Raw genomic sequence first — 18,950 nt, 5'->3', positions numbered from 1 at the left:
CTTGCTCTTTGTTCATTAACGGATTAGTACAGGTTCACCAAGGATTCGACGTGCGGAGCCAGTTGGACAGAACGACCAAGTGACTTTCCAGTAGTCGATTTCGACTTGCTTGATTTCCAGTGTCCAAGCGCTTTCGCCGTCTTGATCTGGATTACGAGGTGTCACTAGCGCACCAACGGCTTCATAGCCCTCTAGGATGCTGGCCATACCGTCAGTTAGCCCCTCAAGCGTTGCACCGTCAGGTTGGTGTTTTAGGCGATTACCTAGTGCGTAGAAGTCGCGTGAGATAGCGTCAGCAATAGACACGATTTGCTCAAAACGTAGGTAGTTTTCAGCCGCAGATGACGTTAGAGAGTCATCAATGAATAGGTTGCCGTTTTCGTCTGTGCCTAGTTTGTTTAGACGTGCCTTGTACATTTCTTGGTAGTTAGGCTCGCCAGCACCTTGGATTGGTTTTAGGCTAGTACGCTGAATAACAGCACGCTCAACACCTGCTGGTGTGTAGTGCCAACCGCCGACTGGAGAGGTTTTAGCAACACCAAGCGCTTTAGCTGCAAAGCCGATACCCGAGCCGCCCCATACCGCCATGTTGCCGTAGAAACGACACTTAGCGAGGTAAGGCATATGCACGAATGAAGCGCGATGGTTGTTGAAGTTCAGACCTTTTTTGAACTCCAATGCCGCTTCGTGCGTTAGGCGAGGATCAATATCGAAGTAGCCAGAAATGCGTTTGTCTTTACAGATTTGCGCTAGGTCAGTGATTACCGCTGTTTCGTAGCAGCCCAAACCACAAACGTAGTTATAGCTGTAAACGGTAGTGCGTAGTGCTTTCACTGCTTTCTGGTAATCGTCAGCCGTAATGTCGCTAATATTGCCGTTGGTCGCGCCTGTGAATTTGGTTTTCGCAATTGTAGTAACTTCGCGTTTCGCTACTTCTGCATCGATGCGACAAGTTAGGTACTGCGAACGTTCTTCAAGAACAGTCTCGATAAACGCAGCGCTACCCATTTGGTCTACTGCTGTAGGCTCTAGGGATACAACCCATTCTTCTAGCACTACAGAGCCACCAGCCGCCTGTTCTTCCTCTAGGGTAAGAGTGAACATGCCAGCGCCGTAAGTCGCTTCGTCTGCTTTCGCAAGCGTGATAGAGCGGTTATCGGATTGCGCACCGTCTTTGATAGCGATCGCTAAAAATTCGCCATCTTCAAGTGACAGGTCAGCCGAGTAGTTGATCGCTTCGTTAGTGATCGTCACTTCGTCTGCTGGTTTGGTTAGCTTGATAGCTGGATAGGTTGCCGTTTTTGGTACGACACGAACCACAAGGCCATTACCGCCGCGCAAGGCTTCATCAAGAACGCGCATGCCGTCAGCCAATTTGCCAAGGCTTGAGTGGTAAGGCTTACCTAGCTTGTCTAGGAAGTTAGCCGCCGTTACCGGAATCACTTCGAACGGCTTACCTTTTTGAGACACAATCACACCGCCAAACACTAGCTGGTTAGAGCCAGTGCCTTGCTTAGTTGTCGAGTCAACGTTAATTGGCGAAACCGCAACTTGTGAGACGTTATCCATTGAAAATTCAATCTTACTCATCTTCTGTCTCTTTCAGCGTTAGATCCTGTGCTGCAAGCTGGTCTACAATTTCTTGCAAACCCGCTTGAGCAATACCTTTCACCGCAATCACGTTGTCTTTCGTCATTTCGGTTAGTTGCTCAACCGTTGTCACACCGTGGTTAATCAGTGCTTTTTCAACGCTCGCGCTAAGCTCAAGCGCGGATAGCGCTGTGCCTTTGTCGCTGGTGGCTGTGTCTGGTTTCGTTTGAACTTCTGGTAGAACCGTTGGCTCAAGGCGAACCGAAACGAGGCCGTTTGGATAGGCCGCTTCCACTTCGTGTTTGAAGCGGTTCACGTTGAAAACTGAGAGAGGGAAATCTTTGGCCAGTGGCGGCATAACGCGACCCTGAACCGTGATTTCCTTTGGTGTGTGGTTGGTGATTAAAACGATCGTTTCTTTCATCGAATCCCCCAAGAGCGGCAGCCCGTAAGACTGCCGCTTACTTGCCTTATGCCGCTGCTGCTACAGGAGCTTCATCGATAAGTTTCACGCGGTAGAAGTAGTCTTCTCCGTCGAATGGATGGATTTCGCCGTAGGCCAGTTCGTATAGCGTGTTAGACGCTACTAGACCTTTACCGATTGGATGCGTGTACATGGTTGCTGCGATTGCATCACCTGCTACGTAGCCCGCTTCTGAGTGAGAAGAACCGCGACCGTAACAAAGCATGTCGTTCGTACCGATCACTACCGGACACTCGAACACTTTCCACATGCCGAACAACTTACCTGCGTAGTGGATAGCGTTTTTCTGTTGGTAGTTAGCCGGAGCTACGAAATATGGAGCACCTAGTGACTTAAGGATTGTTGACGCGCCAGTACCAGCAAAGATACCTGTCATGCCAGTTGTGCGAGTCGCTTGTAGGATCTTCGTAGAAACGTTTAGAAGAACTTCGTTTAGACGTTCACGATGTAGACGCCAATCTTCACCAGCCGCTACGTAGATATTGAATGTTTCTTCGCGCGTACAAGCAAAGTCCATATCTACTAGGTGGCGAGTCGCTTTTTCCGATGCCAATGTGTTGCGCATGTGGCTCATCTGTAGAGATTTCAGATCTTGGCCAAACTCGCGTTGCATTGTGAACATCGCTTGAATAGTCGCGTCTGCTGCGATTGCGTTTTGACGTGGGCGCAGTATACGAGAGTCCATATCATGGTCGATCGTTGGGATAAGGTCAGGGCGTCTTTCAATGTCTACTTCGAACTCGATGTGCAGAACCGTCCCTGCTGGTAGGGCTGATGTTGGAGTGACGGTAACTTTGCCTTTTGCATGGTCTATCTGACAGTTAATAACCATACCATTGTGAGTACCTGTCATTATTTGACTACCGTTGCTGTCTAGGTCGCGAGCCACACGTTTATGGTTAATAAATAGGGAAACAGATGTCTTCGTGAATGGGATTTCAAACTTGGTGTGTTGTAGGTCAGTCTTAGAGTCAAAGACGTGAGTTGTCTTAGTACCGTCAGGCTGTTGTTCGTCTGCGAACTTGTAACGTTGACGCATTGATGAGTATTGGCCAACCGTTGCTTGGTCGATCTCAGTACCCGCTGCGAAGTCACCGAAGTTTGAACCAGTGCGGCGGTACACTTTGAAGATCTCAACTTCGTTAGCGCCCGCAGGGATCATCGTTACAGCGTCAAGTGTTGCTGTCTCAAGAAGAACTGGAAGCACTAGGCCAACCATCTTCGCACGGATTTCAACACCCTCAGATGTTGATAGAGATTGACCGATCGACTCAAGCATCATTGCGCCTGTTGAGCCATCACGCTTAGCACCCTCTAGCATCATCATGTTACGCATAGTTGCGTGAGCTGATGCCATTAGCTCATCGCTAGGTAGGTGGCCGTAAGTATTTTCGTATTCACGCACCGCAGACTGCATGCCTGATACGATGCTAACCGCTGTTTCTTGAGACACTGACTCGAACATAGGCTCATTCGCAATGGCTGACAAAATAGCCGCGCCACGAGAATCGTCGTCAGTTAGAAATATGCCTGTTTGTGAATCGAATTGGGATTCGACACACAGATTATGCATTGCTTGAGCGCCTAAATGAATCGCCTCAATGCGTTTGTTGAAGTTAGAACGTTTATCTGCCATGTAAATAAACCTTAGTTATTAATTGAGTGTGTTCGGAATAGTTAAGCCGCAGGAAAGCGGTAAAAATTCGCTCAATTTCGGATAGTAGTTAAGATTTATTGCGAAAAAAATAGGGGTAAAATTGCATTTAAATTATTGTTATATAATGAATTTATTTCTTTTTGTGTGCTTTTGTGGGAATGGTAACGACAGGGGATTTCTATGTCGTTGATCGTGCATCTTTTTTGAGAGAAAAGGGGATAGGAAAGGGCATCTAAAAAAATTTAAAAAATTTTCAGTTGTTATAGGGTTCCTGCCAAAAAGCCGAACACGTTGCTTAGTAGCTCTTGTGTGTCAGTCTCTAAGCATGGAAGGTCAACACCATAGAAAACGGCCAAAAAGTCACGAACAATGAGTTGATAAACGACCACCAGCGCGATGCTCCATATCATCGCGGCGCGTCCAGTACGTACCAATGTGTTAGAGCTGGCCGCTTCAAGCTCTGCCAGTTTGTAGGCAAACTCTTTGCGTTCTTCGTCACTGGTAAACACACGATCACCAAACTCGGTCAGTTCGTGGATAATGCCACCTACTTTCTCGCTGGTGGCGCTATTAAATAGACTACTTGTAAACACTTTTGCTAGTCCCATCATTAGTTGCTCTCTTTAATGTGTTCTGCGAACGCTTCTGCCAGTGCTACGGCTAGCTTTTCGCGCAGTCCCAATCCCTTTTGTAACGACTCGTCGTTAGACAAAAAGAACGGCTCCAAAATCACGGCTGGCATTTTGGTTTTCATCAAGAAACGCCAACCGCGAGTATCAGTACCAGTGTTCGAGATAGGCTTAAGGCCACGATCACGCTGTCCGATAAGTCCAGCCACCGCTTTTTGTAGGCGCTGAGCAAGTGCTTGACTCTTGTCCGACTTATGCCAATGCAATGTCTCTGAACCTTGAACTGACTTATTGGCCACGCTGTTACAATGTAACTCGATGGCATAGTCAGCGCCCGATTCGTTCACATCACCGATCATCCGTGAGTAGGTGTCTCGATACATGATCACTGGAAGAATGTCTCGCTTATGTAGCTCGGCGGCCAATAAGCTGGCTAGGGGATGATTATAGCCATACTCATTCATTCCGAATGTTTCGTTGTAAGCGCCGCCATCTTTAAAACTATGGCCAACAACAATACAGACTTTTTTCATTTTATAAATTCCCAAACTTAGCTTAACTAATATGTACTTAGGTATTGACTATGTTCGGAATAGGAAATATATTTGCTTTACCAGATCGGCATCCCAATCGACTGGTGTCAACTAACGTTGAAACTTCATTTTTAACCTTTGTAATAGCTTCTTGCGCCGCGAACACTTACCTCGCGGCTTTTTTTTGCCTGCAATTTAGAAAAAAACCAGCGCGAACGCTGGCTTTGCTTGGATTATGGTCGGTTTTGAACGGGCTCTATCTTGTTTGATTTGAAGTAATCAAGAACAGGATTAACTCGATAGGGTTCTACGTGGAAGCTGGCCATCACCTGATCTTTACGCATCAAGTAAAACTGATTTCCGCTGTATCGCACCGCATCAAATATCACGTTCATTCTGCACCCATCGTACATGTACTCTCCCTCAACACTGAGGCTTTTGCGTATCACAAAGGATAGTCGCGCCTTGGTGGATTTAAGCTCGTTTCGAGTTCTAAATAGGTTAATTGCTAGTACGATGATAAGCGACATTAATCCGCATAGTTCATATGCGTTTAAATAAACTGAATAACTCATTTTGTCTTTTTTCTAGTGCGAATAGGAAAGAGATTATCAACAAAAACATTCTACAGTCTAAATACCTCCGCTGTCGCGTCTTTGATGCTCGTTTTTTTCGTCTGGTTGCTACAAATGGTAAATGAAATCGCCTTAGTGAAGTAGCCTAACGCTAAGGTGCGTTCCTCTTTCGACGCAATGATCATTGCGTCAATCACCGTGCTTGAGCTGGTCACGCCACCAGCAAGGGGAGACATGATCTCGTTTAGCGCATTCGCTTGGTTTTCTAGTTCCGGCGGCAAGTCTGGTGGCGGTAAGGTTGCACCGTTATCTGACTCACTGCCGCTTGTTGGTGGCGTTAATGCAGTATTGATTTGCGCCATAAGAGATACGGCTGCATCCACATGGCCGGAAAGACCGTTGATCACTGCCTCAAGCGCTTTCAGTTCTTCCTTGCTGGTAATTGGCAAGATACTCGGAGCGGGTACGTTGTCCTCTGTACCATCAACCTTGTGTTTGATGTTCACACCAATAGACACTTGTTCGAGGTCGGTTGGATCGGTGATCAACACTAGGTGCTCATTCCATTGCGTTAACGTGGCCACCGTTGCGCTCACTGAGTCATTCAAACCCTTAAGCGTTACCACTAACTGCGATGCGCCTTGGTAGTCCTCAATATCCTCGCTCACGCAGCCTGATAGCTTCCCTGACAAACTTTCACACTTCACCTTAAGGGATTTGCCTCGGGTAAGGTTCTCCGCTTCCTTAAGGCCGCCTACGTCTAAAAACTGGCGAAACTGTTCGATTTGCTCTTGTGTGTCTAACATCAAATTGCCTCAATCAATCGTCACCAAGTCGTTACCGTTTACCAGCGTAGCGCCACACCCAAGGGCATCGCCTACCACGGCGACCGGAACGCCATTAACAGTAAGTTTTGAACTACCAGTAATAACGCCTACGTGCGGCGGGTTATCTGGTTTTACGTGCATGACGGATATATCGCCCGTACCTAATACATTGATTCCATTCACGGTCAGTAGTGGCTGGCCAGAAACAAAAACACCTGGACTAAAGCCACCATGACCACTATCCACACTCCCTACAATTCCTACGGCTGGCATAGTGCATTACCCTAATGTAAATGGAGCTGCGGCAGCCTTAACAGCGAACTGGCCACCAGCATCGATATTGACGTTACCACTCGCTTTAATGGTCACTTCATTGCCCTCTAGGTTGGCTTTACCGGAGGCTTTTACGGTTGCATTACCACCCGCTTCGATGTTCGCATCGCCTTTCACTTTGATAGTTAGTGCGCCTCCGATTTGCTCCAATGTGTTCCCTGTTGAGCTGCGAAACGCATTGCCCTCGACGTGGATAACACATTGGCCATCTGGTGTGATTTCAATGGCCGTGCCGCTTTGGGTATGCGTTACTGAGTAGCCGCCTTGATGCGTGATGAGCTCGCGCAAACCAAATCGCACAAAGAGCGCATCTTTGCGGTCATAGGCTGGTGGCTCGGGTTCACCCTCGGCTCGTTTAGGCTGATAGGCTTCTCCGTTCACCTCGCTTGGTAGGTACGACTCATAGTTAGGCGCGTAGTAAAGCGATCCGGTAATACGGGGATAACGGGTATCACCATTACGAGGAAAATCCACCCAAACCAGATCCCCTTTTTCCACTGGCACTGCATGGCCACCACTCGGTTTTGCACCTAATGGCAGTAGAAACTCGGCAAAAGGTAAATCCTTATCGGGGATTGCATCCCAATAACCAAGCAAGCGAACGGATACCATGTACAAGCCTTTCGGATGGACAGGATTGACCACCTCGGCCTGATAGCTACCAAACAAGCGGTTAGTGACGTTGGTGCGTGTTCTGTTCTCTGACGAATCGCTCATAGGTTGCGTACTCCCAACTCGATACGACACTGATACCGGTTCCCACGTTGGCAATGGGCGACACGGTTCATGATTTGTTTCTCTGGCATGGACTCATCCAGCTCGGTAGCGGGTAGCCGTTTATGGAATAACACTGAGCACACTGAAAGAGGCGCAAAGGCGGTATTTCCGGTGAGCTCCACATCCAAAATAGGGATGATGGCCATGTGTTGATTATTCAGCGCCTTGGCTTGTGGAACGCTGACCATGACCATAGCGCCCGAACGTTGGCCACCTTGGAAGCCCTCGACGGTATCCCACGAGGCATAGTTACGGTTAAGAACGCGCTCAAACAGGGCTTCCTCTCCGATAATGGAGTAGTTCGCAATGCTGTGCTCTGCTTCCTCTGGATTCGACTGTTCCAGCTTGAATTGCTCGCTCATATCCATGTTCTTGAGCGACTTAAAGTGCATAACACCACGGCAGATAAACGCCACTGAGCCGTAATCTCTGGCCATTGTTCGAATTAAGCGAGACTTAGTACCACCAGCATTTAAATGGTACGTAGCGCCACGCTCAAAGCTGTCACATTCGATTTTTAGCTCGGGTAACAGCTCGGCCAGAATGTCTTTAGGCTGCATTTCAACAAAGAATCGAGGCGTTGTGACTGGCTCTTTAAGTAGGTGCGCATCCTTTTGGAATGCTTGAACGGTAAGCATACCGTCAGCGCTGGTGGACTTGGCCACAATGAATTTTTCAATCCAAACCTGATCGCCTCGCTCGTTCACATCGGCCATCGTGACCTCGATCTCTGAACCGCGCTTAATCCCGTAGTCATCCCGATAAACGGCAGCCTGATCCATGATTTCCATAACTAGCTTGTTGCCGTCCATCGAAGCACACTCAATGTAGGTAAACGAATGAATGTGCTCGATAGGGATGTCATTTTCGTTGGTGACAACTTTTTGGGCGAGAAAGTATTCTTTATTACTCAATGACTCGGCCTCCCATACCAATCGCGCCCCGACGGACAGTGATCGACTCGGCCTCATAAACCTCTGCAATCACTTCAAAAGAGATTGAGGAAGCAAACAGGCGAGTATTTTCATGGTCTACTTCGGCGGGTTCGGTCATCGCATCTTTACGGCCACGTATCTCGATGCTGATTTCCATTTCAGTACCCGCGAGCATGGTTTTCGCTCTGAATACATGCTTACGCTTGCCCTTGGTATGACGTAGCCAAACCATTAAACCTAGCGCTAGGCGGCTAAGGGTAGACTGGTTCCAAGTTAGGGCATTAATGCGGTAGGTAAGCGCGACAAAGGACTTATTAATCACGGCATAAGGCTGGCCTTGTTCATTGGCCAGTTCGCCATAGTCAGCAATATCGACGTACTCCGCGCCATCAACAAACCCAATCACCGGATCGCGCGTGATATAGCAAACAGGCAAAAGCTCATTACGGTTTGCTTTCACCTTGCCGCCTAATTTGGCTGTTAACTTAGATAGGAATGACACTGGATCGGTAAAGTTGCCATAATAAATCTTTCTCGACTTATCACGGCCAACAAAGCGAGAAAACTCACTGTTCTCTCGCCGTTTAGTGTCAGTCACAAGTAAAGAATCAAGCACGTTCTGGAAAAAGGCAGCCACCGCACGGTCAATGTCGGTTAACTCTGTGTGTTCCACCTTGCCATCGAATGTCACTACATCGCATGGGATTTCAAAGAACGTCTCATCCAGTTGCATGATTAGTCCTCCAAATCGTCCAGCTCGTAATACTTACGGCCTTTAACGATAGTGATGCACTTATCGCTTCGGTGTAAGGTCACATCGAACTTGTGGAAGTTGCTCGTTAGGATAGGTAGGTAAGCCGATACAGGCTCATTGCGTTGGTAGCCGTCTCGCGTTTTACGGCCTTTACCGGAACGGTTGCCCTCATAGATTTGGATGACCGCGCAATCAAAATCAATCTTGGCCATGTCTGCGATCGCTGCATCAAGATCTTTGTACATGTTAAGTACGTTCGCACACAACATGACGCAAAAACGGCGCTTTGAGCTGTCAATTTCGGCAATATTGTTCACTACGCCTTTGGTTTTTGAGTTCGGGTCAAAGTGAGTGACCGTCATGCTCTGCTTGTGGTAGTTAGTAAGGTATTCTTCTGTTAGGTCTGGAAACTTACCGCAACCAAAGTTAAGAATGTTGTTCGCGTATGACCAGTTAGGTGTCAGTTTTCTCAGGCGCTTTGCACTGACTGGAACTTGCTTTCGGCTAGTCTGTAATGTCATGCCCACTCCATGATTGGAGCGGCGCTTTAAGGATGGGGTGGAGTAGGGCTAATATTAACGTTAAAGCTCGATTACGTCACTGTCTTGTAACGTTTCTTTGGATTCTAGCTCAGGCGAACTTTATGGTAATGTTTATCTGTACAATTCAAGGTAATTAGGGGGCACAATTTGGTTAACTCATTACTGCCCCAAAACAATTTAGAGTGTTTGCTTAGTTTAAAAATGTTATTGGTGATTTACTTTATCTTTTTTCATATATGTCTTTAATACATTCTTTTTTGGGTTAGAACGGTATGCTTTCTTCGAATAGGGCTTGTTTTTCGGGTGCTACGCGCTGAGCATAGTAATTCAAGATAGGTGGGCGCGGAGAATTTTCTATTAATATTTTTTTATCTTCGAGTAGAATTATTAATTCTACATATGTCTTAATTGAGAAAGAACAAGGACTTATTGTGTAATTTGGCTGAGCTGAGATCTCAAGAAATGAGTCACGCATTGAATACATACAGGAATTAGTCAAAGCACCATCAACTCTAAGTATTGGTCTATGAACACACTTCATCTAAAAGCACTGTTATTAGCCGTAGAAACTGGATCGATTTCTGCCGCGGCACGTAAACTGGGTAAAAAGCAATCTCAGGTTAGTCAATGGATTTCTGATCTGGAAATCGATCTAGGGGTTAACTTCTTTGACCGAACAGGAAATAAAACCACTTTGAGTAAAGACGGGGAACGTTTACTTCCCCATCTTACTCATACACTGAGCCACCTTGATAAGTTTGTCCAAGGTGCTGAAATGCTTATGCAAAATGAGCCGACTGTACTGACCATAGGGATTGAAAACTACATCCCTGACATTGTGTTTACGCAACCTCTAGCCTCTGTTTTAGATTTACCCCATTTGAGTGTTGAGGTCTATCGCGATGAAAGAACCCAACTGGAGCAAGACTTAGGCGATGGTCATGTAGACGTCATAATTACCCATGAGTCGGAAACTATTCATCACAAGCATTTCGATTATTGCCGTCTAGGGTACTATAGAGAAATTCTAGTCTGTAGTCCTGACCATCCACTGGCTCAGTTATCTCACGTTACCAGTAAGGACTTGAGTGAATACCGCGAGTTAGTATGGGGTGAAGTAAGTAGCGAAGACAACGATGGTTTTAGCCCGTGTTACTGTGTGTTCTCAGATATCGATCCCCTCATAGCTATGCTCAAACACAATAAGGGATTTGCGTTTTTACCAGAGGAGTGTGTTAGCACGCAAATCGAAAACGACCTACTGGTTGCTCTCAATTGCGACTTCGAACTCTCTGGCATTGACCGAAAAGTTGAGCTGTGTTGGCGCAACGGACTAACCCTTTCTGAGGGTGGGAGTATGGTAATTAAAGCCTTTAAACACTACCATCTTCTGCCCCAGAAACACCAATACAAGTAGCGAATTAGTCAGACGCTGCGATAAGCGCATCCCACCAATCATAGATATACAGGGAGGCGTAAATAGGTAATAGCGCCCATAGCAATGGATCGTCCCATACCGTTGATGTGGTGCCAATAGCCGCTATCGCCAAGATCATAAGCTCAGAAATACCAGTAAAGAGAAGTAGCTTAGTGAAGTGAACCAGAATTCGCTGAATCTGATTAGCAAGCTGAGTTTTCTGGTATGTCGCTTCAAACACGCCAATAATACCAGCAGCCATCATGAGCCCAATAACGGCTAAAATCGCCGACTGATTACCATGTTCCATATCGCGCATGCTATCGAAGGTGCAGCTAAACAGTACCGGGACAAGGATCACCAGCAGTATTAGTTGTTTCAGGCTCACTTCAATATAGAAACGTTTACGTAGCACTCTTACCTCCGTGGAAAAAATAAGGTGCCGGAAACATCCTGCACCTTTTTAGTTACTCTTCTGAGTCGAAAACTATATCACCCTGTAACATTGTCATTAAGATCTTAGTGTCGGCAATCTCACCTACCCGCAAGCGGGTAATATCATGTTCCAAAATGGCAAAGTCTGCTGATTTTCCGACTTCTATCGAACCTGTAATATCACTGATTCCCAAACTTTCTGCGGCGTTGGTTGTGTACGCATCAATCGCTGAATGAATATCCGGCAATCCCGTTTTACCCATTTTAAGGCTATTGGCGATACCAACTAACGGATTGATATCATGCACATTCCAGTCACTACTCAAGGAGACGTTAGCCCCTGTATCAAAGATGGCTTTCAGGTTCATCATGGCTCTGGTGCGTTTAGCACCAAGAAAAACTTCTGCCCATTTGTGATCATGGTAAGCCACATAATCAGAGCCAACCTGAAAATCTGCCGTTACATTCAGCTTGGCAAAACGCGGGACATCTTTTGAGTTCACCAGCTCCACATGAGTTAGTGTATAAGGTTTATCTGCGCCTTGACTGCGAACATATTCGATAGCATTCAGTGACTCACGAATACCTCCATCACCTATAGCATGAATATGAGCGCTATAACCAATTTGATTTAACTCATCAAGCCAGATTTTCATTTGCTGCGGTGGAATATAGTTGATGCCGTATGGCTCGTCAGGAATATAGGTGTCTAGATACGGAGCCAGTGTTTTTGCAGTTCCGTTAATGAAAATACCATCGCTATACATTTTCACCTGATCCACCAGTAGCAAACGAGATTTGTCGCTGGATTGAATTTTCTTTAAAAATGTAAGCTGGGGTTCCATGGAGTCGGCCGGGTAAATCCACGGGCGAAGCGATACACGAGCCGTTAAGTTTCCTTTTTCTTCAGCTTGTTTCCACACTTCATACCAGCCACGTTTCCAATATAATCGACCGTCACCAATTGTGGTTATACCATGAGCGGCCGCTTCTTCAAGGCCTGCCATTAAGCCTTCGTAACTTTGATCAAATTGGCTCTCTAAGCTGTTCCATGCTATCTCCATAACAATATCGCCCGCATTATCAAGCAAAATGCCATTGAGTTCTCCAGTTTCATCGTCTTTAAGAATCTTGCCGCCTTGCGGTTCTTGGGAGTATTTGGAGATGCCTGCTTGCTTAAGGGCTGCTGAATTCACCCACATGGAATGGGAAGTCTGCTCCATAATCACCACTGGTTGATCCGGGAAAATACGGTCAATCACTTCTAAAGGTGTATAACGGTTGTCTTCACTTAGGATTGCATCAAGAGAAAAGCCATAACCCATTAGCCATTCGTTCGACTTAGCTTGCTTACGACACGCTTTTAGATAGGGGGTCTGCTCTTCCAGTGAAGCATCCATATTCAGCTCACAATTGCCCCCTGCCTCCGAAGCCGCTTCAAACACATGGTTGTGGTTATCGATAAAACCCGGCATCACAAAAGCTTGTTCAACATTGATAATGTTAGTTGTCGAGGTCCGATAGGCATTGACTTCGGGTGTATTACCAACATACAAAATATTACCATCGTAAATCGCGATAGCATCTGCATCGTCGTAACCGTAAATCTTGGCGTTAGTGATAATCACATCCGCTTGTTCAGCAGCAAGAGAAATTGGACTCATGGTTAAGCTCGCTATTAATGCAAGTGAGTAAACTCGGTTCATATATTGATCCTTTAATGTCCCACAATATCTGTGAGTATAGGAAGTAGGTGGTTTGAAGAAAGTCTACAGTAGTCAAAAAATAGATGAAAAATAGTGAGTATTAGAATCTTGGGATAGTCTGCACAAATCAGATTTCAAGTTACTTATTCTTATATATTGCACTCTTGTTAAAGCAATTAATCTAACAAAGTATTGTCCAAATAACGTTTAGAAAAAACTGTATGGTTCGATGGAGGAGTTACAAAAAGATCTGGACGAATGGATGGACTACAACAATCATCGTACTTATCAAGGAAAAATGTGCTGTGGCAGAATGCCAATAGAAACATTAGAGGATGGGAAATCAATCTGGGCTAAAAAGAATTTAGCCCAGACGTAATTTGACAGGTACTGAATCGAAAAGTGGGTAACTGTCAGATCATGTCTGAACTATTACAGTTTAGTTGATCACTACAGTGCTAGCTGTTACTTTCCTTCTATTATTCCTGATTATGGTTTTTTTGTTGAAAACAGTTCTGTCAATTATTGCCTTTGTCGCTTCCTTATTTTCATCCGAACTCTTGGCCGCTGAAGTCGCTATAGGCATACAAGCCACAATGAATAGTATCGATATTCAAGAGTCCAAGGATAACGAAAAAACAATTGCCCGCATGACCAGCGACATAAAGTATTATCCGACGGTATCACTCCTGTCGGACGAGTACTATTTTAGCAAAGATTCTAACGTTGGTGTTCAATTACAATTTGATTGGAGTATATTCAAAGTTGATAAGCAAGAAGTCGGCGGGAATGATACTGGCATTGATTTGGGAACATCCATATCGGGCTACGCCCTATCGGGTGTACCGGTCCTCTTTTACCACTTTAACCGGCACAACCGTAATGAATGGAATGTAAAGTTAGGAACAGGATTGGGACTTGGGTATTTAAAGCTCAAGGGGGATTATCAGATCACAGATGTGACACATCCCGATTACAGTAAGAAAAAACAAGTAAGCATGGATGAAGTAGGGCTTGCGGTCGGTGTCTACCTGGAAGCAAATAAAGGAAATCATGTTATCTCGGTTTACAACTTTAGTCCTGTTACCCAAAGTGGTACCTCACAATTGGAAGAATATAATTTTTTCTTATCTTATAAGTATCGCGTTAATATTGATGGCCTACTTTACCCCTGAACTGCCACAGTCAGACTGGGCACTTCATCAAGCGATATTTTGCTGTTCAGTGTCAACTGGGTTTAAGCACTCTGTCTTTTCGTCAGATTATAATCAACCGTAATGTACTCAAAGGCCGTTTACCTTGTCTCATATCTGAGCGGTTCGTATTGGATCGCTTCAACTTTGATCGAATGGAAGAAACTCTCAACATTAGCTGAACAGCTTGTTTTTTTCTGCTGAGATGTTGTTATTTGGAATATGGAATAGTCTGAGTATGAAAGTTCTCTTTATGCTCATGGTTCGGAGAGCTTTAAGCAATTTAATGAAGAACTGGGGGAGAAGAGTTTTCGTGAATGATTGAAATGGTTTTTTGAATACTCGGTGCGAGAATCCAAAAGTTCACGATAGTTCCATCAACAATTGTTCAGGATTTTCACGGTACTAAAGTACGCTTCATTACACGCTCTCAAGTGAGTGAGTTTGTTGCGGAAACAACATGCTAACAAACTTGTTTAAGAGCGATTCGCAATGTGTAGCATTTTTCGTTTGCTTTGGCTGTAGTGTGTACGGCACAGTATTTTAGGTTAGTGGTCTGCATTACTCACCACTTAACACGGCGTTATAAACCCGAATGCTCCACGTTTAGTAGACACTTTACTAAGTTAGATCTAGGGTCTACTTGAGAGGTGATTTACGGCTAAACAAATCGCAGCGCTCTTCTTTTCAACAAATATACACAGGGGTAGGTTTTCATTATTGATCCACATACAAACTGTCCAAATTCCTATTAACAGGTGTGATAATAGTAGAAACTTAACCAACGAAGAATGTATGGTCGTCCACTCATCGGTTGAACTGCTATAATTTCCTTTAAAATCAGACAAATAAAGTCTAGTTTAATACTCGATTCTTGTGCTCATATGTTGGATAGACTATCGCTAAGTAGCGCATGATGGTACACCAATTACTAGCTCTATTGACTTCTGCAATTCATTCTTTGCCTTTAAGTCAATAAGGTTCGTGTTGACTTGTTTATGCCTCTTTCAAAGTTAAAAACAGGCTTTATTGTTGTATCGAATATCTGTTTGCAATAATTACTCTAATGATACCATAGATTTTAATCTGACGTACCATTTTTCACTATGATTTTTCCGTTAAGTGATTGATTTAATACATAATAAAATTTATATCAAGAAATGCATATCTATTATGTACACATAGTGTATAGTATCCGAAGCTCAAACAGTGAGCTATTGATAATACATTTAGTTCAAGATCTTCTCAGTTTTTATTCGATTAAGTTCGTCATATCTATCCTGCGATACCTTTTTCTTCATTCCTTATTTAGTAGCTTTCTTTTTTATTAATTCAATGTATCGAGATATATTATGTCAAATAAAACAACTGGATCAGTAAAATGGTTTAATGAAACTAAAGGTTTTGGATTCATCACTCCAGATAACGGTGGTGCTGACCTTTTTGTTCATTTCAGATCAATTTCTGACGAAGGTTTCAAAACATTATCTGAAGGCCAAAAGGTTTCTTTTAATGTTGAACAAGGTAACAAAGGCCCACAAGCTGACAACGTTACTTTAGTATAAGAGTTATTTAAAAGATCTCTTCGTTAGTCGAGGTCTTTTTTGTTTAATTTTAATAATCAGCCCGATGACTCTAAAAACTAATCTAAAATAATATTGGTATTTCTTGGTCTGCTACCAGAAAATAGGTAAACAATGATGTACTAAAAATCCATGCTCTTACTAGGTTAAATACCAGCTTCTTTGACCTCTATTTTCATTTTTTGAACTTGAAAATCAAAGATTCATACGTGAGGTTTTGGAGGCATTTTCGTACTCATATCAAAGAAGGAGGATATCCTTTGAAAAAACCATCGATTAAGAGTAACTCAAGAATGATGAAAAATAAAAGCTCTAGTACAAATGATAATTATAATAGTATTCATAAAATTAGAAAAAAAATTGAAGATATATTGTTAGAACGAGAAGAAAAGAAACTTTGGGATTTATAAGGTAAGTAGTTATATGAGAAAACCAGTAAGAAAGAAATCGATCAAAAAAACGCAGAAAAACAACTTCGAAGAACGATTTTCTATGATGGTAAAAGAATACCAAGAAGCTAAAGAAACGCTAGAATCTATGGAAGAAGGTTCAAAAGAATATATGGTTCAAAATAAGTTATGCGATAAATTATTTTCAAATGCTGAACGATACATTAATAAAAACTAACCATTTGAAATAGTTTCTTCTACTCTATATCAAATTTACCCAAACTTTTTCTAATAATAATTACGATCTATCTTACCTCATTTGGTATCGTGTCTTCAGTGTTACATTGTGTTGAACATAGAGTTGGCTTTGTTACTAATTTATAAAGAAGGGTTGTTGCCTCATCAGTGCAGGTTACTTAATCGGCGGGGTCTACCACGTTTGTCTTGCTTCCAGTTAGTTATTTAATAACCGGAGGTTAATGAGTGTAGTCGATCACAGCGTAGCTTCTTGATTGAGATCCATCAATTTAAATAACAAAGTCTTGCGATACTTACAATAATTAATAATGTGCTAATTTAACTAGTGCCGTTACTCACTTTTGTCTATTTTATGCTGACCTATGTAGTATCATCGTCTCTTTCATAGTCAGCATGGATAAGGTGCGAAATTTAGTTAACCATCAAAATAGGATTATATATGAGTAAGCTATCCAAACCGATACAAAAGCAGAAAAAACCTGTTCTTAATCCGAAAGGAAAAAGGGCTAAGGAACAAAAGAAGTGGGATAAGGAATGGTGATTGTGAGTTCAAGAAACCTTTCTGAACTTATAAATACGACACTCCTCATACATTCTGAAAAACTGAGTAACTTGGACAGAGATATGCTTTCAGGTTTACTCGATCAACTTAACCGTAAACAGGCTTTGACAGACAAACAAATTAAACTGTGTCAAAGGCTAATACGAAAAACTAATCAAGCCTGTGTATTTATTGATACATCTCAAACGAACTTTGATTGTTAGGCAATATCAGTTTTCAATGTTATCAAGCCAGCTTTCATCTAACGTTAATCGAGTTAGGACTTGATCCATTAAATCTTTGATTTCAATTTGGTCAGTCCCCTTTGGCGCATGATGCTCTGCCGAGCGTTTAGCGTTGGTTAGGTTTTTCATAAATATCGTTTCTTTATCTATCACGGTATGTTTCTCGTTGAAGTAAGTAACCAGGTAGGGTGGCATAGTGTTATTCCTTCTGTGGAGGAATGATGATATGAGGCTTTCAATATAGCATTTTTTCAGTGCTACTTCTTTGAGATAAGAAAAAGTGAGACTTTTCTAACATTTCTTATACTATCGGCTTAATAGCAACATAAAAAAGATGGCTAAATAGTTCTACTAATTATGGCAGTAGGTGACGAATATTTTCAAGGCAAGCGAGCACCTCTTGCTTATCATATGAAGTATCTGCTTTTTCACTTGTACTTTGTCTGACGACTAAATTGACGGGCAGCACCTCAGAGATTGTTCCCTCTGGTTTTTCCATTTGGCTGAGCATTAATTTAACGGCTTTACGGCCCAACTTGTCGAAGTCTTGTTTGATCGTGGTTAAAGGCGGTGAAAAATATTGACTGTCCTGAATACCATCAAACCCAATGACAGAAACCGTCTTTGGCACATTGATGCCTGCTTCAGACAGAGCGCATAAAACACCGAGTGCCATTTGATCATTGGCGACTAGCACCGCATCAAAGTCTATACCTTTTAGAACAAGGTCTTTAATCGCTTTGTGGCCACTGGCTGCTTGCCAATCACCTTCATAACAAGCAACTTCTTTGGCTCCATGTTTTTGGAGTTGTGTTTGCCACGCGTCGTAACGAATTTTAGAGGCGGTCGATTCAGATGGGCCAGAAATACACACGAAGGAATCGCGTTTTTGTTCAATCAAATGTAATACCGCTAAGTTTGCTCCTGTATGATGATCACACCTAACATGATTGACAGGGGTCCCTTCAGGAACATCAATGAATACCAATGTTAGTTGACTGAACTGCTCAATCAGACACTGTGCGATGTCTTGATTTACGGGGGCGTTGATAATAATAGCATCGACTTGTTGTGCAATAAGCTCTCGAATCGCATCGCGAAATTCATCAATAGAGTTGTTTGCTAGCACGGTTAACGCTGTCCCGTAGCCCATCTCATGCGCTTGGTTACGAATTCCGTTGGCAATCAGAGCCACACCGTGCAGAGAGATATCCAAGGAAACAATACCGATGATCCGAGACTTAGCTCGGCTCAGCATTTGTGCACCTTTGTTTGGTACATAGCCAAGCTTTTTTATCGCATCGTTGACGCGTTTTCGCGTTGCTTCCGCGACGTTATCTGCGCCATTGGTTACGCGAGATACGGTTTGAGTTGAGACCCCAGCTAACCGCGCAACATCTTTAAACGTGACTGCCACTGCATTCTCCTATCCAGATTTGCTATTCATTCTACCATATTCATTCAAATTTCCTCGTGATTAATGTCGTAAAAACATGAAAAAATGTTTTCGAAAACACAAGATCGACCACACAAAAAATACCTCTTTA

At 43.6% G+C, this 18,950-nt stretch carries 21 protein-coding genes and 1 pseudogene; 6 read left to right on the top strand and 16 right to left on the bottom strand.

Annotated elements, in window-relative coordinates:
* Positions 1–15: 15 nt before the first annotated feature.
* From R7P69_RS18160 to R7P69_RS18105, 12 genes are all read right to left on the bottom strand, one after another.
* The gene (locus R7P69_RS18160) at positions 16–1,590 is read right to left on the bottom strand and encodes a hypothetical protein (protein ID WP_225466628.1); all 1,575 of its coding nucleotides are present in this window, start codon (positions 1,588–1,590) and stop codon (positions 16–18) included.
* Positions 1,583–2,014: a DNA-directed RNA polymerase subunit alpha C-terminal domain-containing protein gene (locus R7P69_RS18155; RefSeq protein ID WP_054577210.1), complete on the bottom strand. Its 432-nt coding sequence runs from the start codon at positions 2,012–2,014 to the stop codon at positions 1,583–1,585. The genes R7P69_RS18160 and R7P69_RS18155 overlap by 8 nt, the downstream gene beginning before the upstream one ends.
* A gap of 46 nt (positions 2,015–2,060) precedes the next feature.
* Positions 2,061–3,710, bottom strand: a complete 1,650-nt coding sequence (locus tag R7P69_RS18150) for a hypothetical protein (protein ID WP_053307363.1) — start codon at positions 3,708–3,710, stop codon at positions 2,061–2,063.
* Between the two features lie 281 nt (positions 3,711–3,991).
* Entirely contained in the window at positions 3,992–4,342 is a 351-nt protein-coding gene (locus tag R7P69_RS18145; RefSeq protein WP_033905455.1) for a hypothetical protein, read from the bottom strand.
* The gene (locus tag R7P69_RS18140; protein ID WP_050550060.1) at positions 4,342–4,893 is read right to left on the bottom strand and encodes an N-acetylmuramoyl-L-alanine amidase; all 552 of its coding nucleotides are present in this window, start codon (positions 4,891–4,893) and stop codon (positions 4,342–4,344) included. The genes R7P69_RS18145 and R7P69_RS18140 overlap by 1 nt, the downstream gene beginning before the upstream one ends.
* Positions 4,894–5,126: 233 nt before the next feature.
* Positions 5,127–5,306 carry a hypothetical protein gene (locus R7P69_RS18135; protein ID WP_146192901.1) on the bottom strand — a complete coding sequence of 60 codons (180 nt, stop codon included), beginning with the start codon at positions 5,304–5,306 and terminating at the stop codon, positions 5,127–5,129.
* 212 nt (positions 5,307–5,518) lie between these two features.
* Positions 5,519–6,274, bottom strand: coding sequence for a hypothetical protein (locus R7P69_RS18130; protein ID WP_033905458.1), 756 nt, complete (start codon positions 6,272–6,274; stop codon positions 5,519–5,521).
* Between the two features lie 9 nt (positions 6,275–6,283).
* Positions 6,284–6,568, bottom strand: a complete 285-nt coding sequence (locus R7P69_RS18125; protein ID WP_033905459.1) for a PAAR domain-containing protein — start codon at positions 6,566–6,568, stop codon at positions 6,284–6,286.
* 6 nt (positions 6,569–6,574) lie between these two features.
* On the bottom strand, positions 6,575–7,345 hold the full coding sequence (locus R7P69_RS18120) for a hypothetical protein (protein WP_033905460.1): 771 nt from the start codon (positions 7,343–7,345) through the stop codon (positions 6,575–6,577).
* On the bottom strand, positions 7,342–8,319 hold the full coding sequence (locus R7P69_RS18115) for a hypothetical protein (RefSeq protein ID WP_213892705.1): 978 nt from the start codon (positions 8,317–8,319) through the stop codon (positions 7,342–7,344). Before R7P69_RS18115 ends, R7P69_RS18120 begins: the two co-directional genes overlap by 4 nt.
* On the bottom strand, positions 8,312–9,073 hold the full coding sequence (locus R7P69_RS18110) for a hypothetical protein (protein WP_213892703.1): 762 nt from the start codon (positions 9,071–9,073) through the stop codon (positions 8,312–8,314). Before R7P69_RS18110 ends, R7P69_RS18115 begins: the two co-directional genes overlap by 8 nt.
* Before the next feature lie 2 nt (positions 9,074–9,075).
* Positions 9,076–9,615, bottom strand: coding sequence for a hypothetical protein (locus tag R7P69_RS18105; protein WP_213892701.1), 540 nt, complete (start codon positions 9,613–9,615; stop codon positions 9,076–9,078).
* A gap of 547 nt (positions 9,616–10,162) precedes the next feature.
* Here R7P69_RS18105 and R7P69_RS18100 point away from each other — a divergent pair.
* Positions 10,163–11,053, top strand: coding sequence for a LysR family transcriptional regulator (locus R7P69_RS18100; protein ID WP_170890808.1), 891 nt, complete (start codon positions 10,163–10,165; stop codon positions 11,051–11,053).
* 4 nt (positions 11,054–11,057) lie between these two features.
* Here the strand turns inward: R7P69_RS18100 and R7P69_RS18095 are convergent, their stop codons facing one another.
* Together R7P69_RS18095 and R7P69_RS18090 are read right to left on the bottom strand one after the other, a co-directional pair.
* Positions 11,058–11,468: a hypothetical protein gene (locus R7P69_RS18095; RefSeq protein ID WP_017065034.1), complete on the bottom strand. Its 411-nt coding sequence runs from the start codon at positions 11,466–11,468 to the stop codon at positions 11,058–11,060.
* Positions 11,469–11,520: 52 nt separating this feature from the next.
* A complete protein-coding gene (locus R7P69_RS18090; protein WP_213892699.1) occupies positions 11,521–13,194 on the bottom strand; it encodes an amidohydrolase in 1,674 nt (557 codons plus the stop codon).
* A gap of 211 nt (positions 13,195–13,405) precedes the next feature.
* Between R7P69_RS18090 and R7P69_RS18085 the strand changes: the two are divergent.
* From R7P69_RS18085 to R7P69_RS18060, 5 genes and pseudogenes are all read left to right on the top strand, one after another.
* Positions 13,406–13,573 (top strand): annotated as a pseudogene (locus R7P69_RS18085) (IS481 family transposase); the annotation flags it as partial.
* Between the two features lie 124 nt (positions 13,574–13,697).
* A complete protein-coding gene (locus R7P69_RS18080; RefSeq protein ID WP_033905380.1) occupies positions 13,698–14,369 on the top strand; it encodes a hypothetical protein in 672 nt (223 codons plus the stop codon).
* A 1,370-nt stretch (positions 14,370–15,739) separates the two neighbouring features.
* On the top strand, positions 15,740–15,952 hold the full coding sequence (locus R7P69_RS18070) for a cold-shock protein (RefSeq protein WP_053307303.1): 213 nt from the start codon (positions 15,740–15,742) through the stop codon (positions 15,950–15,952).
* Between the two features lie 278 nt (positions 15,953–16,230).
* Positions 16,231–16,380: a hypothetical protein gene (locus tag R7P69_RS18065; protein ID WP_193838005.1), complete on the top strand. Its 150-nt coding sequence runs from the start codon at positions 16,231–16,233 to the stop codon at positions 16,378–16,380.
* 13 nt (positions 16,381–16,393) lie between these two features.
* Entirely contained in the window at positions 16,394–16,597 is a 204-nt protein-coding gene (locus tag R7P69_RS18060) for a hypothetical protein (protein WP_054579159.1), read from the top strand.
* Between the two features lie 791 nt (positions 16,598–17,388).
* On the opposite strand, the gene R7P69_RS18055 is transcribed toward R7P69_RS18060, so the two are convergent.
* Both R7P69_RS18055 and R7P69_RS18050 read right to left on the bottom strand, forming a co-directional pair.
* Entirely contained in the window at positions 17,389–17,598 is a 210-nt protein-coding gene (locus tag R7P69_RS18055) for a hypothetical protein (protein ID WP_017634146.1), read from the bottom strand.
* Positions 17,599–17,758: 160 nt separating this feature from the next.
* Positions 17,759–18,820, bottom strand: coding sequence for a LacI family DNA-binding transcriptional regulator (locus R7P69_RS18050; protein WP_017634145.1), 1,062 nt, complete (start codon positions 18,818–18,820; stop codon positions 17,759–17,761).
* Between the last annotated feature and the right edge of the window lie 130 nt (positions 18,821–18,950).

Source organism: Vibrio sp. 661 (genome assembly GCF_033339315.1).
Classification (GTDB): Bacteria; Pseudomonadota; Gammaproteobacteria; order Enterobacterales; family Vibrionaceae; genus Vibrio; species Vibrio alginolyticus.
Note: the sequence above shows the minus strand (reverse complement) of the source record. Positions and strands in the feature narration are given on the sequence as shown.